This window comes from Pseudomonas sp. Colony2 (genome assembly GCF_019382755.1).
Classification (GTDB): domain Bacteria; phylum Pseudomonadota; class Gammaproteobacteria; order Pseudomonadales; family Pseudomonadaceae; genus Aquipseudomonas.
In genome coordinates this window covers 126,006-145,299 of sequence record NZ_CP080030.1, presented here as the reverse complement: position 1 = coordinate 145,299, position 19,294 = coordinate 126,006, and the positions used below count along the sequence as shown (strand labels likewise).

Here is a 19,294-nt window from a genome sequence, read left to right as displayed (position 1 = left end):
GGGTTGGGTTTCAGTCAGCGTTGCATGCCCCAGCGCTTCACGGTGACCCGCTCCAGGGTGTCGAACACCAGGTTCTCCACCAGCAGCCCGATCAGGATCACCACCGCCAGGCCGGCAAACACTTTGTCGGTGTACAGCTCGTTGCGGTTCTGGAAGATGTACCAACCCAAACCGCCTTTGCCGCTGGTAGCACCGAACACCAACTCGGCAGCGATCAACGTGCGCCAAGCGAATGCCCAACCGATTTTCAGCCCGGCGAGAATCGACGGCAGCGCAGCCGGGATCAGGATGAACAACACGAAGCGCATACCCTTGAGGCCATAATTTCGACCGGCCATGCGCAGGGTTTCGGAGACACCGAGGAACCCTGAATAGGTGTTGAGCGCCAGCGCCCACAACACTGAATGCACCAGCACGAAGATCAGGCTGTTCTGCCCCAGGCCAAACCACAACAGCGCCAGCGGCAGCAGGGCAATCGCCGGCAACGGGTTGAACATCGAGGTCAGGGTGCTCAGCAGGTCACGCCCCAGTTGGGTCGACACCGCAAGCGTGGTCAGGGCAAACGCCAGCACAATGCCGATCAGGTAACCCTTGATCAGCACCACCAGCGAGATGCTGACCTTGCTCAACAACTCGCCACTGGCCATGCCGTCGTAGAACGCGCTCAGTGTCTGCAGGAAGCTCGGCAGCAGCAGGTCATTGTTCTGATAACGGGCAGCCGCTTCCCAGAGGATCGCAAGCACGATCAGGATCAGGCTTTTACGCAGCCAGCCTTGTTGCCACAGGCGCTGGCGCCACGGCAACTCGCGCTCTACGCGTACACCGGGCAACGGTTCGAGAGTGATTTCATATTCCTGGCGCATGGTGCAAACCCTTCAATAAGCGATGCGGATATCGGCGAAACCCAGTTCGGTTTCCACCTCGGGCGCTTCATCAAACAACAGCCGATGAATGCGCCGCGCCGAAGCCTGGAACTCCACACCGCCGAGGCTGTGCAGGTCGTATTGATGGCTGTGGATTTCCGCCCGCACTCGCCCCGGGTGCGGCGACAGCAACAGGATGCGGTTGCCCACCACCAGCGCTTCCTCGATGGAGTGGGTGACGAACAGCAGGGTGAAACGCACCTCTTCCCAGAGCAGCAATAGTTCTTCCTGCATCTTGCGCCGGGTCAGGGCGTCGAGGGCGGCGAAGGGTTCATCCATCAGCAGGATTTTCGGCTGCATGGCCAACGCCCGGGCGATTGCCACGCGGGCTTTCATGCCGCCGGACAGGGTGTGCGGGTAGGCATCGGCAAAGGCCGTAAGGCCGACTTTTTCCAGGTAGTACAGCGCCCGCTCTTCGGCCTCGCGACGCTTGAGGGTTTTGGACGCCAGCAGCGGGAACATGACGTTCTGCTTGACGGTTTTCCACGGCGGCAGTTGGTCGAACTCCTGGAACACCACGATACGGTCCGGCCCTGGCTGCTCGACTTTTTGCCCGAGCAGACGGATCTCGCCCTCACACGGCTTGATAAAGCCGGCGATGGATTTCAACAGTGTGGATTTGCCGCAGCCCGAAGGCCCCAGCAATACAAAGCGGTCTGCCGGATCGATCGCGAAGCTGACCTGGTGAGTGGCCCGCACCACCCGTTCGGGCGTGCGGTATTCAACGCTGACTTTATCCACCGAAAGCAGTGCTTCGGTGGTGGTCGGGTTGCTGGCCGTGTGGCCTTGCAAGGGCGCGTTCATGTCAGCTCCCTTGCAGCGGCTTGGCGTCCTGGAAGAAGTAATCCTTCCACGATTCGGGTTTGTTTTTGATCGCGCCGACGCGGTAGAGGAATTCCGCCAGCGGGTAGGTGTTTTTCGGTGTGACGCTGAATTCGAACTGCGGGTTTTCGATGATTTTCAGCAGCTCGGCGCGGTCGATCTTGGCCTTGGTCACGCGGATGTAGGTATCGGCTGCGGCGCCTTTGTCGTTCTGGGCGAACTGCGCCGCTTCGGTCAGTGCCTCGACGAACGCCTTGTAGGTTTTCGGGTTGTCGTTGCGGAATTTCTCGGTGGCGAACAGCACGGTCGGCGAGTTAGGCCCGAGGATGTCATAGGAGTTGAGCACCACATGCACGTTCGGGTTGGTCAGGGCCTGCTCCTGGAACGGCGGGTTGGAGAAGTGCCCGGTCAGCTCGGTGCCACCGGCAATCAGCGCAGCCGTGGCATCCGGGTGCGGGACGGCGACGGTGTACTTGTCGAGTCGATTGAACTCCTTGTCACCCCACTGCTTGGCAGCGGCGTATTGCAGGAAGCGCGACTGCACGGACACGCCCACTGCCGGTACGGCAATGCGGTCTTTTTCGGTGAAGTCGGCAATGGTCTTGACCTTGGGATTGTTGCTCACCAGGTAGTAGGGGAAGTTGCCCAGGGAGGCGACGGCTTTTACGTTTTGCTTGCCGTGGGTGCGGTCCCAGATAGTCAGCAGCGGGCCAACGCCGGCCCCGGCGATGTCGATGGAACCGGAGAGCAGCGCATCATTGACGGCTGCGCCGCCGGACAATTGTGTCCAGTCGACCTTGATGTCGATGCCTTCCTGCTTGCCGTATTTTTCGATCAGGTTCTGGTCGCGCACCACGTTGAGCAACAGGTAGACGATGCCAAACTGCTCGGCGATGCGAATCTCGCCTTCGGCCTGGGCGGCGGCAGGCGCCACAAGACTGCCGGCCAGCAGGCTGACGCCCAGGCCGACCGTCGCGGCCAGGCGCGCAAATGGGGTTTTCTTGGACATGGTCATGCTCCGGGTCAGAAAGGCGCGTCGCCCTGGATGGTGGTGCGGTACAGCTTGCGCCGCAGGTGGCTGGGGCAGCCGGCCGCCAGGTGGATCAGCGAGCGGTTGTCCCAGAACACCATGTCGTGGGGCTGCCACTGATGGCGGTAGATGTTTTCCGGCAGCACGCTGTGGGCGTACAGCTGGGCCAGCAGGTCGCGGCTTTCATCCTCAGGCAGGCCGACGATACGGGTGGTGAAGCCCTCGCTGACGAACAGCGCCTTGCGGCCGTTTTCCGGGTGGGTGCGCACAATCGGGTGTACCACTTCCGCCACTTGAGCGAGTTGCTCGGGCGTGAGGGTCGGGCGCCAATTGCCTTCGAATTTGGTTTCGCTGTAGCGTGCGGTGTAGGAATGCGCGGCGCTGCGGCCTTCGACCGCCTTGCGCAAGGGCTCGGGCAGGTTGTCCCAGGCTTTATGCATGTCGGCGAACAATGTGTCGCCACCCTCGGACGGCAGCTCCTGGGCATGGAGCATCGAGCCCAGGCTCGGCAGCTCCTTATAGGAGAGGTCCGAGTGCCAGAACTTGCCCGCGTCTCCCAGGCCGATGGATTGGCCGTTTTCGATGATGTTGGAGACGATCAGGATTTCCGGGTGGTTGGCCAGCAGGAATTGTTTGAGCACATGGATTTGCAGCACGCCGAAACGGCGGCTGAAGGCGATCTGTTGCTCGGGGGTGATACGTTGGTCGCGGAAGACCACGACGTGATGGTCCAGATGCGCGCGGTGAATGCGTGCGAAGTCCTGGTCGCTGACCGGGCGGGCCAGGTCCAGGCCTATGATTTCGGCGCCGACGCTGCCGGGAAATGGACGGATCTCGAAAGTTTGTGTGGTGTCGGTCGCTGTTGGAACAGTAGAGGTGGCAGACATGAGTTCACTCCCGTGCAGTCAGGAGAGTGACTTTATAGTCATAAGAACCGCATTTTAAATACCGTTAGTGAATATCGATATGCAGCAATACCGCTGTTGGCCCGACTCCCGGGAATAAAATGTGCACGACGGACCTTTAGCCTGTAAGACCTGACAAATGGGAGCTGTGGGCCCGAAGAACACGCTGTTGAGTCGCTTACAAGCCGAAACCTTGCCCGTTTGACAAGCTTGTGGACAATCTCTAGTGTGCATTGGATCCAATTAGCCACCTCACCTTGAAAAGGAGGATAGCGTAGTCGTGACGCAGAAGCCGAACCCTTTGAGCAGCATCCAGATCAGCGGGCCTATCCCCGCCCATCTCGCCCGCTCCGTGATTGAAGAAACATTGCGCAACGCCATCCTGGATGGCCGCTTGCCCTGTGGCACCGCCATGCGTCAACAGGAGCTGGCCAGCTTGTTCGGTGTCAGCCGGATGCCGGTGCGCGAGGCATTGCGTCAACTGGAAGCCCAATCGCTGCTGCATGTGGTCACCCACAAAGGCGCGGTGGTGGCGCCACTGATCGAGGACCACTCGGCGGAAACCTACGCCCTGCGCATACTCCTCGAATCCGAAGCGCTGCGCTTGTCGATTCCCCTGCTCACGCCCGATGACATCGCCCAGGCTGGCGCCTTTATCGACGCGCTGGAACGGGAAAGCGACTACACCGAAATCGGCCGCCTCAACCGCCTGTTCCACATGGCGCTATATGGCAAGGCGGGCAATCAGCGGTTGCTCAAGCTGGTTGAACACGGCTTGAACGAAGAGGAACGTTTCCTGCGCTTCAACCTCGAGGCCATGGGCCTGGGCAAGACGTCCCAGGAAGATCACCGCGAACTGCTCGACCTCGTGGCGCAAAAGAAGGTCGACGAAAGCATCCTGACCCTGCGTAACCACCTTACCCGCGGCATGGAGGTGATTACGGGTTACCTCAAAACTCTTGAAGAGACTGAACAGAACGCTGCGCTGTAAATTCGGCGTGGAACTGAAACGCCTCCCTCGACCACAAAGCGCTGCAAAGTGACGCTGGCCGACGGAGGCCAGTGCACCACCATTACTCCCGTTAAACCATTAAGCCCAAAGAAAACTTCACACACTCCGCAGAGCGATCCAACTACCGCAATATTCCAACTCGAAAAACTTATAAAACTAAAAACACCTGAATACTTAATCAGATTATTACCAACACTCCAATTCTCCCAATCGACAGCGTGAATCCATGCTCGGTGCGTCACTGCGCGTGGCGTTCCTTTAAATAAAGCCTTGGTATTTTGTCACAGCATGCTGCTTGCCAGTAACAGTGTCAGCCTCGTACAGGGCTGCCTGTTATCAAGGCACCCGCGCATCCGTGAAAACCAATGTTTATTTGTCGCTAAAGCACAACGCTTTTATCAGGGAAGAGACAACGACTTATAGGCATCAACATGTTCCAGCACTCACACCTGCTTAAACAAAAAAAGCAGAAGTTACATATCCATCCAATATTCAAATATATAAATACCCTTCCAAAGTTGCAGTACTTTATGGAAAACCACGTATTCGCCGTGTGGGACTTCATGACACTCACCAAACGCCTGCAACATGACCTCACCGGTATGCGCCTGCCCTGGTTACCGCCAACGGACCCGCAAGCGGCTCGCCTGATCAATGAGATCGTATTGGGCGAAGAGTCGGACGCGTATCCCGGCCATGGGCACGGCAGCCACTTCGAGTTGTACCTGGAAGCCATGCGTGAAGTCGGCGCGAGCACGGCGAACATCGAGCGGTTCGTCAGCCTGCAGCGTGACGGCAACGATGCAGAAACGGCCCTGCAAAAAATCGATATCCACCCGTCCGTGGCCCGGTTCGTCAGAAGTACCCTGCAGGTTGCCCTGGACGCCCCGACGCACTGCGTGGCGGCTGCCTTTCTCCACGGGCGCGAGAGCGTCATCCCGGCGATGTTCAAGCGCATCCTGGAGGAGTGCGAGGTGCTCCATCGCCAGGCGCCCACCTTCTGCTACTACCTCAAGCGCCACATGGAGATCGACGCCCAGGAGCATGGCCCGGCGGCAACGCAATTGCTGCAACGCCTTACCCTCGGCGACCCAAGCCGCGAGCAGCAAGCCGACAGTTGCGCCCTCGGCGCCGTGGAAAGCCGCCTGGCCTTATGGGATGGGTTGCATAGGTGCCTGCCGGAGATGAGCGCATGAACCCTGCCGACTACCGCTCATTTGCCGACGACTGGGAGCGCCGCGCGACCATCCGCACACGCCCGCGGCGGCGGCTGGAAAACGATCAGAAACTGATCTACCCCCTGAGCCGACAGCCCCTGGTGCTGAGCGCGACCTTTATCGACCAATGCCCGCAGTGCCGTGATTTTGTCTTGCTGCAGACGTTCTACAAGTTCATCAACGACGTGGTGATCTTTGAAACCGAGATCGTCGACAAGACCGCCCGCAGCATCGCCAAGAATCGCTTTTCGGTGCCCTTCCCGCTTGCCTGTCGCTACGACGCCATGACCGTGGTGGTAGACGAGGATTACCACGCCCTCGTCGCCCTCGATTTCATGCAACAGACCATCGAGATGACCGGGATCCCACCCCTTGAACTACCCGCGCAAATCGAGCTGAGCCGCGCCTTGCCTGCCGCACTGGCGCTGGCGCCCGAACACCTGCGCGATGCCGTGGAACTGATTGCCGTGGCCATCGCCGAGAACACCGTGACCCATGACGTGGCAGCGTTTTCCAAGGACGACAGTGTCAAGCAATCCATCCGTGGGTTGATGGCCGACCACTTGTTTGACGAGGGCCGCCACGCGCTTTTCTGGACGCGCCTGGTGCGTATTTATTGGCAGTCTGCAGACGCCGCGGACCGCGACTGTATCGCCCGGATCCTGCCGGTTTTTCTCCAGCATTACCTGACCCACGACCTGCAGAAAAATTTCGACCTGCACTTGATCGAGCACCTGGATGTCAGTGACGGCACGCGCTCTGCGCTGCGCACTGAAGTGCAGGCGATGGGCTTTCCCATTACCCGCCAGCACCCGTTGATCGGCAATATCATGGGCTTCCTGAACCACAGCGGCCTGCTGCAAACGCCGAGTGTGGTTCGGGCGCTGGATGCCTTTCTTGCGGCGCCAGGAGGGCACCCATGAGGCACCTGAAGATTGGGCTGGCGGGCTTCAGCGCGGCGCTGAATGAACTGGGTGAGACATTGGCGCAATACGGTCATGGGGTGGTGCGAGCACAGGATGTCACCCACCTAGACCTGCTGATTGATGACGGTAGCGAGGAGGTTCCGCCCGGCGTGACGTGCACAGCCTTGATGAGCCTGCGCGTGGGTATGGGAGCGTTGACCGACTGTGGATTGCCGGCCCTGCAGCTCAGGTGTTACGCCCACTCACGGCGACTCCTGACAACCCTGGAGGTTGCCGGAGAAGCCTGTGGCAATGGTCAACGGCTGCGTCAACACGCAGTAAGCAGCCTGGTGGAGTGGGTAGCCCAACAGGTGAGTGGGTTCTCCCGGGACCCGGGCTATTTCTCGCAGGCGGCCGTCGCCTCTGATGATCCGGAACACGGCCTGCAAGCGCTCGCATCCCTGGCGTACCTGCATCGTTTTAACCTGACGGCCGATTTGGTTCTGCAGCAGCTAGCCCAGGTACCCCTGATCGAACGATTGGAAAACAGTCTGCAAACCTTCGCCGACCGGCCGGCGTTGAACATCGCCGGCAGCGGGCTGACTTACCGGCAGTTGCATCGCCAGAGCCTGGCTATCCAGCACCGTCTGCGACCTCTGCTTGGGCCCCACGACACACCGCCGGTAATCGGCGTCTGCCTGGACAAATCCCTGGAGCTGTACGCCAGCATTCTCGCGGTACTCGCCTGCGGTGCGGTGTACCTGCCCCTGGAGCCGGGCCACCCGCTGCAACGCCAGCAAGCGATGCTGGAAAACGCCGGCGTCTCGGTGCTGCTGGATGATGGCAAGCATCCACTGCGGGACGGGTTTTGTGCATTGGATGTGAGTGCCGTCGACACTCCCGACACCTCGCTGCCAATGCCCCAGCGCCCCGCCATGGACGACCCTTGCATGGTGCTCCACACCTCGGGCACTACCGGCCAACCCAAGGGCGTGCTGCTCAGCCAGCACAACCTGGCCCATTTCAGCGCCTGGTTCGGGGGTCATGTGCAGCTGAGCGAACACAGCCGGGTCTTGCAGTTTTCGCCCTTGAGTTTTGACTCGTCCCTGATCGATATCTTCCCGAGCCTGATCGCGGGCGCCGAGCTGATCGTGCCCAGTGAGGACCAGCGACGCGACCCGCAGCAACTGGTGGAGTTGATCCGACAACAGCGCGTCACCCACGCCTTCCTGCCGCCGGCGCTGCTGAGCATCCTGCCGCTGGATCAACCCCTGGGCCTGGCGCACCTGATGAGCGGAGGCGACGTGTGCGAGCCCTATGTCATCGAGCAGTTGGCAGGCCAGTGTCGCCTGCACAATTTCTACGGGCCCACCGAAGCCACCGTGCTGGTGACCAGCCACACGTTGCAGCCGGGCGACAGCAATCGCAACCTCGGCACGCCCATCGCCAACAGCCAGGTACTGATCCTCGACGAGCACCTGCAACCGGTGGATGAGCAGGTGTTGGGCGAACTGTACATCGTCGGTCCCGGCGTCAGCCTGGGTTACCTCAACCAGCCGCGTCAGACCGCCGAGCATTTCGTCCCCCTGGAGTTGCCCGACGGCCAGACCTTGCGGGCCTACCGCACAGGCGACCTGGCGAAGTGGACCGCTGCCGGCATCGAGTTGGTCGGGCGCCGGGATCAGCAGGTGAAGATCCGTGGGTTCCGGGTCGAACCGCAAGAGATCGAACATTGCCTGCGCAGCAGTCAGCTGTTTCGCCAAGTGGCGGTGGTGATTGACCGTGAGCGGCGAATCCTGGCTTTTGTTGCTCAGCCCGAAACACAAGACGCCCTGCCTGCACTGACGCAGCATGCCCGGCAAACACTGCCGGACTATTTGCGGCCAACCCTGTGCACGGAACTTGCGAGCATGCCGTGCACCCCCAACGGAAAGGTCGACCGCCAGGCATTGCTGGCGTTACCGACTCCAACGCTGCCGGCCATCATTCACGGCGAACCGCACACGCCCATGCAAGTGCAGTTGCTCAACCTGTGGAGCGAGTTGCTGGGCATGCCGGTCACGCAGCTGTCGGCCGACGAGAGCTTCTTCAATCTTGGCGGCCATTCCATCCTGCTGTCGACGATGCTGCTGCGTATCCGCGAGCAGTTCGGGCGCAGCCTCTCCCTAAGCCGGTTTTTTGAAACCCCCACGGTTCGTACCCTCGCTACGCTGATGGGGGACGACGCACCACCCGAAGCACCGACCGGCCAGGCTACTCGGGATGCGCTGCGTGAGCTGCATGTGCAGACATTGCCGGCTGAACAGGCGGGCGAACGTCGCCGGGTGATCGTGACCGGGGCCAACAGTTTTCTCGGGGTGCATATCGTCGAGGCACTGTTGGCCGAGGGTGCACTTGAAGTGGCGTGCCTGGTGCGCGAACGGCCCGGACATTCGGCGACCGCGAGGTTTGCCGAGGCCCTGCGAGAGTACCGTCTGGAACACCTGGACCTGAGCCGGGTGCAGGTGTATGCCGCCGACATCAGCCAGCCGCGTCTTGGCCTGTCGAGTGAGGTGTATGACTACCTCGCCGGGGAGTTCGGCGTGTTGGTGCACAACGCCGCCCACGTCAATCATGTGATGGATTACGCCACCCTGGCCAAGGACAACGTCGAACCGGTGCTGGAATGCCTGCGCCTGTGTGAAACCCGGTGCAAGAAGGTCTTCAATTTTATCTCGACGCTGTCGGCCGCCAGCACTATCGACGCACATGGCCAGGTACTCGAAAACCCCGCCGCGGCCACCCCGCCGCTCTACATCCAGAATGGCTACAACCTGTCCAAATGGGTTGCCGAACGCTTGCTGGGACGCGCCGCAGCGCAAGGTGCCTGGGTCAATATCCATCGCCCGGGGAACATCAGCTTCAACAGCCGCAGCGGAGTCTGCGAGCCACAGAAGAATCGCCTGATGTTGATGCTCAAAGGTTCACTCCAACTGGGCCTGGTGCCGCACCTTGAGTTGAATTTCGACCTGATGCCGGTGGACTTTCTCGCCCGGTTTATTGCGTTCCACAGCAGCCGCTGCCGTGCTGGAGGGACGGTGTTCAACCTGCATAACCCGCAGCCCCTGAGCTGGGAAACCTACGTCGACGCCTTTCGCCAGGCAGGCCACGCATTCGAGCTGGTGAGCGTGGCTCACTGGCAACGTCACCTGCACACAGTGGACAGCCGCAATGCGCTGTTCGGCGTACTGGGCTTCTACCTCAACGGGGTGGGCGAGGACATCGGCGATACCTCGATGATCCGCCATGACAACGCACGACGCGGCGTCGAGCAGATGGGCGGACGCTACCCCGAAAAAAATCCGGCGCTGTTACGCAAGGGCTGCGAGTACCTGCGCAGCACCGGTTTCCTGTGACCAGGCTCTCAATTGAAGGAAGACCTTATGAAACCCGATACGTTGATTCGCAACCCTTGCGGCAAACCTGTGGTGTCCTCAGTTGTGGTTGCCTGTGACGCCGCCAGTGCGTGGGCGGTGGTCGGTGACTTTGGCGGATTTGATCGATTCATCCCCGCCTTGTCCCACATCGAAATCACTGGTGCGGGCGCGGGATCGCTGCGCAAGAAGTTCTTCCACGATGGACACCTGGTGGTGGAGCAACTCAACAGCCGCGACGAGCAGGCCATGCGCATGACCTGGACCACGATCTACAACACCTTGGGCGTAGCACGGTTGTGGGCCGCCATGGATGTCGAACCGTTGGGAGCAGGATCCTCACGGGTGACCTGGACGATCATCGCCGAGCCGGTTGAACCTGGCGCGGAGGGATTTGAGCCGTTTGTGCAGGCATTCGCCGACGGTGCGCTGGCGAATGTGCGAGCGATGTTTGACTAAAGGAGACAGGAGCGAGCAGGCTCGCTCCTGTGTGTTCATCGATCAGATTTTGAAACTGTCGACCAACTGCTTCAGGCGGTTGGCCTGTTGAGACAAGGCGTCGCAATCCTTCAAGGTTTCGTTGAGGTTGGCCACGCCCTGCTGGTTCAGCAGGTTGATCTGGTTGATGTCGACGTTGAGAGTTTCCACCACGGCGGTCTGTTCCTCGGTGGCGGCCGCTACCGACTGGTTCATCCCGTCGATCTCGACGATCCGCTGCGTCACGCTGACCAGGCGCTCACCGGCCTGGTTGGCGACCTCGACGCTTTCTTCACTCGAGGTCTGGCTGGCGTTCATCGTGGTCACGGCCTCACGCGAGCCAATCTGCAGCGAGGTGATCATTTTGTGGATCTCTTCTGCCGATTCCTGGGTGCGGTGCGCCAGGTTGCGTACTTCATCCGCCACCACGGCAAACCCACGACCGGCCTCACCGGCACGTGCCGCTTCAATCGCGGCGTTGAGGGCCAACAGGTTGGTTTGCTGGGAGATGCCTTTGATCACGTCCAGGATGTGGCCGATGTTGTCGGTGCTGGCGTTCAGGGTTTCAATCTGCGTGCAGGACAGGCTGATTTTTTGCGAAAGCTCCGACATCGCCAGGATGGTTTTCTCAACCACCTTGCGCCCATCATCGGCCTGCTCACTGGCACCGCTGGCGTGTTGCGAAGCATCAGCGGCGTTGCGCGCGATTTCCTGCGTGGCGGCCCCCAGTTCGTTGATCGCTGCGGCCACGCTGTTGGTGCGCGCGCTTTGTTCGTCGGAACCGATGATCGACGCATTGGACGAGGCCATTACTCGCTGGGACAGGTCGTGCACCTGGCGCGTCGCCGAGGAAACTTCGGAAATCGACGCGTGAATACGCTCGACGAATTGGTTGAAGGCACTGCCCAAGTCACCGAACTCGTCCTTGCTTTCCACTGTCAGGCGGCGGGTCAGGTCACCCTCGCCCTGGGCGATGTCCTGCATGGCGCGGCCCATGGTGGTCAGCGGGCGCATCAAGACCTGGATCAGGACGCTCAGGAACACGGCAATGGCGGCAACCGCAATGAACATGGCGATCAATGCCGAGGTGCGGAACTGACCCAGCGGTGCGTAGGCTTTGTCTTTGTCGATCGACAGGCCGATGTACCAGTCGGCATTCGGCAACCCGCTGATCGGGGTGAAGGACAAAATCCGTTCCTGGCCATTCAAGACCACTTCCTGGCTGAGCTTCTCGATGCGCACGTTAGTGCCGGGATAGATGTCCTTGAGGTTCTTCATCACCTGGTCCTGGTCCGGGCTGACGATCACCTGACCATCACCGCTGACCAGGAATGCATGGCCGATGCCACCGAAATCCACCGAGTTGATGATCTTCACCAGGGTTTGCAGGCTCAGGTCACCGCCGACCACGCCAAGCAGTTCGCCATTCTTTTTCACCGGCATCGCGATGGTCACGATCAGCCCGCCTACCGCAGCCATGTAGGGCGGTGTAAGCATGGTCTTGTCGGCTGCGACAGCTTGCTTGTACCAGGGACGCTGACGCGGATCGTAGCCATCGGGCATTTTGGCGTCGGGACGCTGGGTGAACACGCCGTTGGTGGAACCGACGTAGGTGAACTGGAAGTTGGAGGTAAATGCCGACTGGTCGACCAACCCCGGAAGATCGGCAGAGCTGCCTTGATGGGCCACGTTTTGCGCGAGGCTTTCCAGTACCAGCACCCGCCCGCTGAGCCAATTCTGCACGCTGCTGGCGGTGAGTTCACCGGATTGCTGAATGGACGACTCCAGGTTTTGCCGGATGGTATTGCGCTGCAAGTAGTCGTTGTAGAACGTGAATAACGCGAAGGCCAGAACCACTACGCCTGACGCGGCCAACAGAATTTTATGACTGAACTTGAGATTCATTTCATTGACTTCTTTTTGCCAAAAGGGGGTGAGCGTGCCGGATGCAACATTCCATGTAACGGTATAGGCAGACTCTGCGACTGCTCTATTTCGGTGCACGCATGGCTCGTCAGGCTTTCGGCCAAGGCAGGATAAATCTTAGGAATTTGTGAGAAGCATCTGCTTTTAATGTCAGAAACCGACCAGTGGTAGCGCTCTAACGTCAGGAGTTGCAAAATTTTTCAGGCTTGTCGACAATGCGAGTAATTATCATTTGTGACGCTTTGCCAGGCCGTGTGAATGCCCTCATCCGAGTACGCAGTACAGACGCTTTACAGCAACCATCATGGCTGGCTGAACACTTGGCTGCGCAGCCGTCTGGGTAACGCAGCGGATGCGGCGGACCTGGCCCAGGACACGTTCGTGCGGCTGCTGCAAAAAACCGAACGTTTCGAACTCAAGGCCCCTCGCGCTTTCCTGCGCACTATCGCGCGGGGCCTGGTGATCGATCATTGGCGTCGCGAAGAAATCGAGCGCGCCTACCTGGAGTCCATCGCGCATTTGCCCGAAGCCTTGGCGCCGAGTGCTGAAGAACGTGCGCTGATTCTGGAATTGCTGGAGTCCATCGCCCGGCTTCTGGACGGACTCAAGCCCAAGGTACGCAAGGCGTTTCTACTGGCTCAATGCGACGGCCTGACTTACAAGCAGATTGCGCAGCAGATGGGTGTATCACTGCGTTCGGTGGAACGCTATGTCGCCGAGGCGCTTTATCACTGTTATGTGCTGCGGTATGAGGCATGACCTCGATGGATAACACAGCGCGCGCAGGAATCGACCCGCAGGTGGTCAAGCAGGCCATCAGCTGGATGCTGCGCCTGCGTAACAATCGCGCCAATGTCCGCCTGAAGGCGCAGTGCGAGCACTGGCGCGAGGCTCATCATGAACACGAGTTGGCCTGGCAACGCGTGCAGGCACTGCAGCATGAATTAAGCAGCCAGTTGGCGGCGATTCCCGGGGCTCATGTGGCGCTGGAGAACAGTGCCCAGCGCCTTGGGCGCCGGCAGGCATTGAAGGTATTGTCCGGCGTGCTGTTGATGGGTTCGGCGGCCTGGGTCAGCCGAGACCTCACCGGCTGGCAGCGTTGGACCTCTGACCTGGCTACCACCACTGGCGAACGCCGTAGCGTGCAACTACCGGATGGCACGCGCCTGCAGCTCAATACCGATAGCGCAGTGGACCTCGACTTCAACCCGCAACAACGCTTGATCACATTGGTGCGTGGGGAAATCCTGGTGACCTGCGGCGCCGCGGCGACCGCCCCCCTGCTGGTTCGCACCCGCCATGGTTTGTTCGAAGGTATCGACGGGCGATTTGTGGTGCGCCAGGACAGCGATTGCACACGCCTGAGCGTCGCGTCAGGCAACGTGGCGATTCATTCACCGCATACCGCCGACGGGCTTTTCACTCAAGTGCATGCAGGAGAAAGCTACCTGGTGCGTCAGAATGCGGCCGCTCTGGCACCGCCTTCGGATATGGATACAGGGGCCTGGGCCGACGGATTGATCGTCACCCGCAACATGCGTCTTGCCGATTTCCTGGCGGAGGTGGGGCGCTATCGCCATGGTTATCTGGGCTGCTCGAGCGATATCGCAGATTTGCGCTTGTCTGGTGTTTTTCGCCTGGAGGACACCGAGAAACTATTGGCGATCCTTCCGCAGACGCTGCCTGTGCGCCTGCGCTATCGCACGCGCTGGTGGGTGAGCCTGGAGCGTCAGGCCTGATTATTTTTGGCGTGTCTGATTTATTTTTGGCGGCTTTTTTCCGTGAGTCCGGCTTAGACAGTAAGCAATTCAATCTGCCTTCAGCGACCTCTACGGATCTCGATAATGACTGTGCGTTTTTTCAGCAACTCTCCCTCTTCCTACCCTTTGCTCGGCAAAGCCGTACGCGCAGCATTGCTGTCGACCACGATGGGCATCGGCTTGCTGCCAGTGGCCGGTGTCGCGGCTGATAGCGGGGTCGAACGTATCAGCCAGCGCTATGACATCCCGGCAGGCGCGCTGAGCGATGTGCTCAATCAGTTTGCCCGTCAGGCAGGCATCACCCTTTCCAGCACGCCTGCGCAGACTCAGGGCCGCCAGTCTCCCGGGCTGCACGGGGAGTACTCGGCCGAACAGGGCCTGAGCCAATTGCTCAACGGCTCAGTCTTGCAGGCGCAGGCGCAGGACGACGTGAGTTTCGTGTTGCAGGTCCAGCCCGAGAGCGAGGCGCTGACCTTGCCGACCACCGACATCAAAGGCTTCGCCCTGGGTAATGCCCTGGGCAGCATGGAAGGCTACAACGCGACCCACAGCCAGATCGCCACCAAGACCAGTACCGCGCTGCTGGAAACGTCTCAGACGGTTTCAGTGGTGACCCGCGAGCAGATGGACGACCAAGGCTCGCAAACCGTTGCCCAAGCCATGCGTTACACCCCTGGCGTGCTGACCAACCCTTATGGCGCCACTCACCGCTATGACTATGTGGCGATGCGTGGTTTCAACGACGGTTCGGTGGATAACATCTACCTGGACGGTTTGAAATCCATGGGTGACAGCGGAACCTACAGCACCATGCAGGTGGACCCGTATTTCCTCGAGCGCGTAGATATCCTCAAAGGACCGTCATCGGTGCTCTACGGGCGCAGCTCGCCGGGTGGGCTGGTGGCGTTGACCAGCAAGAAGCCATTGTTTGAGCCATACCATCAGGTCCAGGCCACGATAGGTTCCCAAGGGCAGCGAGGCATGGGTTTCGACTTCAGCGGCCCGGTGGATGACGACAAGCGCATTGCTTACCGACTGACCGGTCTTGCAGACAAGTCCGACACGCAATTCGACCATGCCAAGGAAAAACGCTACGCGCTGGCACCCACCTTGAGCATCGACTTTACCGATGACACGTCCCTCACACTCCAGGCTTACCTGCAGCATGACCCCGACGGTGGCTACCACGGAGGCATGCCGGCAGATGGCGCGTTGCACCAGCGCAACGGCCAGCGGATCTCCAATCACTTCTTCGAAGGCGAGCCGGGCATTGATGGGTACAAGCGTGATCAACAGTCGTTCGGCTATCAGTTCGAGCATCGCTTCAATGATGTTTTCACGGCGCGGCAGAACTTTCGGTATCTGGACTCCAAGGTCCAGCTGGACCAGGTGTATGCCTATGGCTGGACTACGCCCACCAGTAATGAGCTGAATCGCTACTACTCAGGCGGTGACGAAAAGCTGCATGCGTTCATCATCGACAACATGCTGCAGGCTGAATTTTTTACCGGCGCGACCAAGCATACGGTGTTGATGGGGGCGGACTATCAGCGGCGCAAAACCGTCGTGGACTGGAGCAGCGGCTCTCTTGCGCCAATCAATGCGTTCAACCCGGTGTATGGCAATTCCGAGATCAGCTATTACAGCCCAACCAGTTATCTGCGCCGGCTCGAGCAGACCGGCGTTTACCTGCAAGACCTGATTGAGATGGACAAGTGGCGGTTCTCCCTCGGGCTGCGCCAGGACTGGGTTGAGACCTCCGATGAAAATCGCATTGCAGAAGCGGGACGACCGCTGGGCACAGAGATCAGTGATAAACGTACCAAACTGACCGGCCGGGCCGGAGCGCTCTACTTGTTCGATAACGGTCTCGCGCCCTACGTCAGCTATTCCGAATCCTTCAACCCGAACTCCTATTCGGACAGTGCCGGCAATCCCCTTGCACCTACCGACGGCACCCAGTGGGAAGTCGGCTTGAAGTATCAGCCGCCGGGTACCGACAATTTGTTCACGGCCTCGCTGTTCCGAATCGACCAGGAAAACCTGGCGACCAAACTGCCGCAGGAAAACTTCTATCGCGCGGTCGGCGCTGTGCGCTCCCAGGGCCTGGAGCTGGAGGCGCATATGCAGTTGACCGACCATCTCAAATTGTTGGGCAGCTATACCTTCACCGATATCGAGTATTCGAAGTCGATGGTCAGCACGCTGAGTACCGCAGACAACGTGATCGAGAACAAGGGGAACTCGCCGACGCAGGCGCCGCGTCATATGGCGTCGGTATGGGCTGACTACAAGTTCGATAGCGGCGCACTGGATGGCCTGCGACTCGGTGGTGGTGTTCGTTATGTCGGCTACAGCTGGGCAGATGCGGAGAACACCATGAAGGTGCCCGCCTACACGCTGTTTGACGCCTCGATGGGTTATGACCTTGGCAAGGTTGGACTGAAGGGTGTGGATGTACGCCTGAATGCCAACAACCTGACGAACGAGTCTTACGTGGCGTCGTGTGCCAGTTTGAACTTCTGCTACCTGGGTGAAGAGCGCAACGTCAGTGCGACGGTGAGCTACCAGTTCTGATCCCTCTCGATTCATACAAAGCCAGTTCCTGATTCCAGGCGCTGGCTTTGTCGTCTTTGCAGGAAATTTTTATGCGCGCATTGCTGGTTTTACTTCATCGCTACATCGGGTTGGCAACGGCGTTGTTTCTGATGATGGCGGGACTCACGGGCAGCCTTCTGGCGTTTAACCATGAGTTGGATGAATGGCTCAATCCCGGCTTTTATGGAGCAACGGCCAAAGGTTCGGCATTGCCGCCAGGTGAACTGGTGGACACGTTGCAGGGGCAGCATCCCAAACTGCAAGTCTGGTACATGGAGTATCCACAAGAGGCCGGTCATACCGCGATGCTGGCGGCAGTTGCGAGAAACGATCCGGCGACGGGCAAACCCTTTGAGGAGCCCAACCAGGTCTTTTACCTGGATCCGGTCAGCGGCGAAGAAATGGGCCGGCGTGTTTGGGGGGCTTGCTGCTTTCAGCGCGAGAACTTCATTCCGTTCATTCTGGAATTTCACTACAACCTGACACTGCCGGGTAATTGGGGTTTGTGGCTGATGGGACTGGTGGCGATCGCATGGGTGTTCGATTGTTTTATCGCGCTGTGGCTGACCCTGCCGAGAGGTAAACCGTTCTGGAAGAAGTGGTCCACGGCGTGGAAGATCAAGGGCGGCCACGCTTACCGGCTGAACTTCGACCTGCATCGTGCAGGCGGGTTATGGCTTTGGCTGTTGTTGCTGCCGATTGCAGTCAGCAGCGTCGCGATGAATTTGCCGAGCCAGGTGTTCAAGCCTGCTGTCTCGCTGTTCTCACCGGTTGAGCCTAGCGTCTATGAGGCCCGTGACGGGTTACCCGCCGAGCAATTGGGCGTGACACAACTGAGTTATCAACAGGCCTATGAGCGGGCGCTGGAGGAAGGCAAGCGGCTGGGACTGACGGCGGCGATTGGAGAGCTTTACTACAGCTTTGAGTACAACTTTTATGGGGCGGGTTTTGGACAACATGATACCGAGGCCCATGGGAAATCCTGGTTGTTTTTCCACGGGACGGATGGGCGTTTACTGGGGCAGGAAATAGCAGGGCAAGGTACGTTGGGAGAGCGCTTTTATCGGCTGCAACTGCCGATCCATGGGGGCAGGATCATCGGGGTGGCGGGTCAGGTGCTGATTGCGCTGCTGGGAGCTGTGATCGCGATGTTGTCTGCTACCGGGATCTATATATGGTGGCGCAAGTTAATAGCCAGGCGAAGCAGTAAGGCACGCAAAGGGTGAGTCGATTCTAGTTGTTTGCCCAGCCCTTAAACGACAAAACCCCTGTCTGCGCTAGCAGACAGGGGTTTCGGAATTCAATCTTGACGATGACCTACTCTCACATGGGGAAACCCCACACTACCATCGGCGATGCATCGTTTCACTGCTGAGTTCGGGATGGGATCAGGTGGTTCCAATGCTCTATGGTCGTCAAGAAATTCTGTGTACCAGACCGTTGCGTTCGCAACGTGCCGGTGAAAATCATGGACTTCTACATAAACAAAACCCCTGACTGCATAAGCAATCAGGGGTTCTGGAATTTAATCTTGACGATGACCTACTCTCACATGGGGAAACCCCACACTACCATCGGCGATGCATCGTTTCACTGCTGAGTTCGGGATGGGATCAGGTGGTTCCAATGCTCTATGGTCGTCAAGAAATTCGGGTACTGAGTCGCGGCCAGCTGGCCTCGCTTCAGCAAATTGGGTATGTGATAGCTTTCGGTGTTTTGCAAGATCTCGAACTTTCGGTTCGTTTCGTCTTCACACACCGCAATCTGGTCTCTTCGACGCAAATTGCTTGGGTGTTATATGGTCAAGCCTCACGGGCAATTAGTATTGGTTAGCTCAACGCCTCACAGCGCTTACACACCCAACCTATCAACGTCGTAGTCTTCGACGGCCCTTCAGGGAACTCAAGGTTCCAGTGAGATCTCATCTTGAGGCTAGTTTCCCGCTTAGATGCTTTCAGCGGTTATCTATTCCGAACATAGCTACCCGGCAATGCCACTGGCGTGACAACCGGAACACCAGAGGTTCGTCCACTCCGGTCCTCTCGTACTAGGAGCAGCCCTCTCAAATCTCAAACGTCCACGGCAGATAGGGACCGAACTGTCTCACGACGTTCTAAACCCAGCTCGCGTACCACTTTAAATGGCGAACAGCCATACCCTTGGGACCGGCTTCAGCCCCAGGATGTGATGAGCCGACATCGAGGTGCCAAACACCGCCGTCGATATGAACTCTTGGGCGGTATCAGCCTGTTATCCCCGGAGTACCTTTTATCCGTTGAGCGATGGCCCTTCCATACAGAACCACC

14 protein-coding genes and 3 rRNA genes (1 of these 17 running past the window's edge) are annotated in these 19,294 nt (G+C 59.2%); 9 read left to right on the top strand and 8 right to left on the bottom strand.

The window, feature by feature from the left end; genetic code table 11:
• Positions 1-14: 14 nt before the first annotated feature.
• The 4 genes from JV201_RS00685 to JV201_RS00670 are packed head-to-tail and all read right to left on the bottom strand — an operon-like array spanning position 15 to position 3,662.
• Positions 15-863, bottom strand: a complete 849-nt coding sequence (locus tag JV201_RS00685; protein WP_003218225.1) for an ABC transporter permease — start codon at positions 861-863, stop codon at positions 15-17.
• Between the two features lie 12 nt (positions 864-875).
• Positions 876-1,727 carry an ABC transporter ATP-binding protein gene (locus JV201_RS00680; RefSeq protein ID WP_219406370.1) on the bottom strand — a complete coding sequence of 284 codons (852 nt, stop codon included), beginning with the start codon at positions 1,725-1,727 and terminating at the stop codon, positions 876-878.
• Position 1,728: 1 nt separating this feature from the next.
• Positions 1,729-2,754 carry an ABC transporter substrate-binding protein gene (locus JV201_RS00675; RefSeq protein WP_003218229.1) on the bottom strand — a complete coding sequence of 342 codons (1,026 nt, stop codon included), beginning with the start codon at positions 2,752-2,754 and terminating at the stop codon, positions 1,729-1,731.
• A 14-nt stretch (positions 2,755-2,768) separates the two neighbouring features.
• Positions 2,769-3,662 (bottom strand): TauD/TfdA family dioxygenase, encoded by an 894-nt coding sequence (locus JV201_RS00670; protein WP_134325513.1) that lies wholly within the window; start codon positions 3,660-3,662, stop codon positions 2,769-2,771.
• Positions 3,663-3,960: 298 nt separating this feature from the next.
• On the opposite strand from JV201_RS00670, the gene JV201_RS00665 reads away from it, so the two are divergent.
• From JV201_RS00665 to JV201_RS00645, 5 genes are all read left to right on the top strand, one after another.
• Complete coding sequence (locus tag JV201_RS00665; RefSeq protein ID WP_008433627.1) at positions 3,961-4,671, top strand: GntR family transcriptional regulator; 711 nt, start codon at positions 3,961-3,963, stop codon at positions 4,669-4,671.
• A 452-nt stretch (positions 4,672-5,123) separates the two neighbouring features.
• A complete protein-coding gene (locus JV201_RS00660) occupies positions 5,124-5,888 on the top strand; it encodes a DUF3050 domain-containing protein (protein ID WP_102605413.1) in 765 nt (254 codons plus the stop codon).
• Complete coding sequence (locus JV201_RS00655; protein ID WP_219406369.1) at positions 5,885-6,832, top strand: diiron oxygenase; 948 nt, start codon at positions 5,885-5,887, stop codon at positions 6,830-6,832. The genes JV201_RS00660 and JV201_RS00655 overlap by 4 nt, the downstream gene beginning before the upstream one ends.
• On the top strand, positions 6,829-10,209 hold the full coding sequence (locus tag JV201_RS00650; protein ID WP_219406368.1) for an amino acid adenylation domain-containing protein: 3,381 nt from the start codon (positions 6,829-6,831) through the stop codon (positions 10,207-10,209). The genes JV201_RS00655 and JV201_RS00650 overlap by 4 nt, the downstream gene beginning before the upstream one ends.
• Positions 10,210-10,236: 27 nt before the next feature.
• Positions 10,237-10,686, top strand: a complete 450-nt coding sequence (locus JV201_RS00645; protein ID WP_219406367.1) for an SRPBCC family protein — start codon at positions 10,237-10,239, stop codon at positions 10,684-10,686.
• Between the two features lie 42 nt (positions 10,687-10,728).
• Here the strand turns inward: JV201_RS00645 and JV201_RS00640 are convergent, their stop codons facing one another.
• Positions 10,729-12,609 carry a methyl-accepting chemotaxis protein gene (locus JV201_RS00640; protein WP_219406366.1) on the bottom strand — a complete coding sequence of 627 codons (1,881 nt, stop codon included), beginning with the start codon at positions 12,607-12,609 and terminating at the stop codon, positions 10,729-10,731.
• Positions 12,610-12,888: 279 nt separating this feature from the next.
• Between JV201_RS00640 and JV201_RS00635 the strand changes: the two genes are divergently transcribed.
• The 4 genes from JV201_RS00635 to JV201_RS00620 all read left to right on the top strand — a co-directional run bounded on the left by JV201_RS00635 (position 12,889) and on the right by JV201_RS00620 (position 18,214).
• Positions 12,889-13,389, top strand: coding sequence for a sigma-70 family RNA polymerase sigma factor (locus JV201_RS00635; RefSeq protein WP_008433614.1), 501 nt, complete (start codon positions 12,889-12,891; stop codon positions 13,387-13,389).
• Positions 13,386-14,369 (top strand): FecR domain-containing protein, encoded by a 984-nt coding sequence (locus JV201_RS00630; RefSeq protein WP_003218246.1) that lies wholly within the window; start codon positions 13,386-13,388, stop codon positions 14,367-14,369. The genes JV201_RS00635 and JV201_RS00630 overlap by 4 nt, the downstream gene beginning before the upstream one ends.
• Before the next feature lie 105 nt (positions 14,370-14,474).
• Positions 14,475-16,967, top strand: coding sequence for a TonB-dependent siderophore receptor (locus tag JV201_RS00625; RefSeq protein WP_219406365.1), 2,493 nt, complete (start codon positions 14,475-14,477; stop codon positions 16,965-16,967).
• Between the two features lie 71 nt (positions 16,968-17,038).
• On the top strand, positions 17,039-18,214 hold the full coding sequence (locus tag JV201_RS00620) for a PepSY domain-containing protein (protein ID WP_219406364.1): 1,176 nt from the start codon (positions 17,039-17,041) through the stop codon (positions 18,212-18,214).
• Positions 18,215-18,292: 78 nt separating this feature from the next.
• Here JV201_RS00620 and rrf (JV201_RS00615) read toward each other — a convergent pair.
• The 3 genes from rrf (JV201_RS00615) to JV201_RS00605 all read right to left on the bottom strand — a co-directional run.
• Positions 18,293-18,408, bottom strand: a 5S ribosomal RNA gene (gene rrf / locus JV201_RS00615).
• A 109-nt stretch (positions 18,409-18,517) separates the two neighbouring features.
• A 5S ribosomal RNA gene (gene rrf, locus JV201_RS00610) occupies positions 18,518-18,633 on the bottom strand.
• Between the two features lie 153 nt (positions 18,634-18,786).
• Positions 18,787-19,294: ribosomal RNA gene (locus JV201_RS00605) — 23S ribosomal RNA — on the bottom strand; it runs 2,382 nt beyond the window's last position.

Excerpts from the sequence above, each read along its gene's own strand:
- JV201_RS00655 (WP_219406369.1), top strand. The coding sequence starts at position 5,885 with ATGAACCCTGCCGACTACCGCTCATTTGCCGACGACTGGGAGCGCCGC.
- JV201_RS00620 (WP_219406364.1), top strand. The coding sequence starts at position 17,039 with ATGCGCGCATTGCTGGTTTTACTTCATCGCTACATCGGGTTGGCAACG.
- JV201_RS00650 (WP_219406368.1), top strand. The coding sequence starts at position 6,829 with ATGAGGCACCTGAAGATTGGGCTGGCGGGCTTCAGCGCGGCGCTGAAT.
- JV201_RS00635 (WP_008433614.1), top strand. The coding sequence starts at position 12,889 with ATGCCCTCATCCGAGTACGCAGTACAGACGCTTTACAGCAACCATCAT.
- JV201_RS00675 (WP_003218229.1), bottom strand. The coding sequence starts at position 2,754 with ATGTCCAAGAAAACCCCATTTGCGCGCCTGGCCGCGACGGTCGGCCTG.
- JV201_RS00685 (WP_003218225.1), bottom strand. The coding sequence starts at position 863 with ATGCGCCAGGAATATGAAATCACTCTCGAACCGTTGCCCGGTGTACGC.
- JV201_RS00670 (WP_134325513.1), bottom strand. The coding sequence starts at position 3,662 with ATGTCTGCCACCTCTACTGTTCCAACAGCGACCGACACCACACAAACT.
- JV201_RS00625 (WP_219406365.1), top strand. The coding sequence starts at position 14,475 with ATGACTGTGCGTTTTTTCAGCAACTCTCCCTCTTCCTACCCTTTGCTC.
- JV201_RS00680 (WP_219406370.1), bottom strand. The coding sequence starts at position 1,727 with ATGAACGCGCCCTTGCAAGGCCACACGGCCAGCAACCCGACCACCACC.
- JV201_RS00640 (WP_219406366.1), bottom strand. The coding sequence starts at position 12,609 with ATGAATCTCAAGTTCAGTCATAAAATTCTGTTGGCCGCGTCAGGCGTA.
- JV201_RS00630 (WP_003218246.1), top strand. The coding sequence starts at position 13,386 with ATGACCTCGATGGATAACACAGCGCGCGCAGGAATCGACCCGCAGGTG.
- JV201_RS00645 (WP_219406367.1), top strand. The coding sequence starts at position 10,237 with ATGAAACCCGATACGTTGATTCGCAACCCTTGCGGCAAACCTGTGGTG.
- JV201_RS00660 (WP_102605413.1), top strand. The coding sequence starts at position 5,124 with ATGTTCCAGCACTCACACCTGCTTAAACAAAAAAAGCAGAAGTTACAT.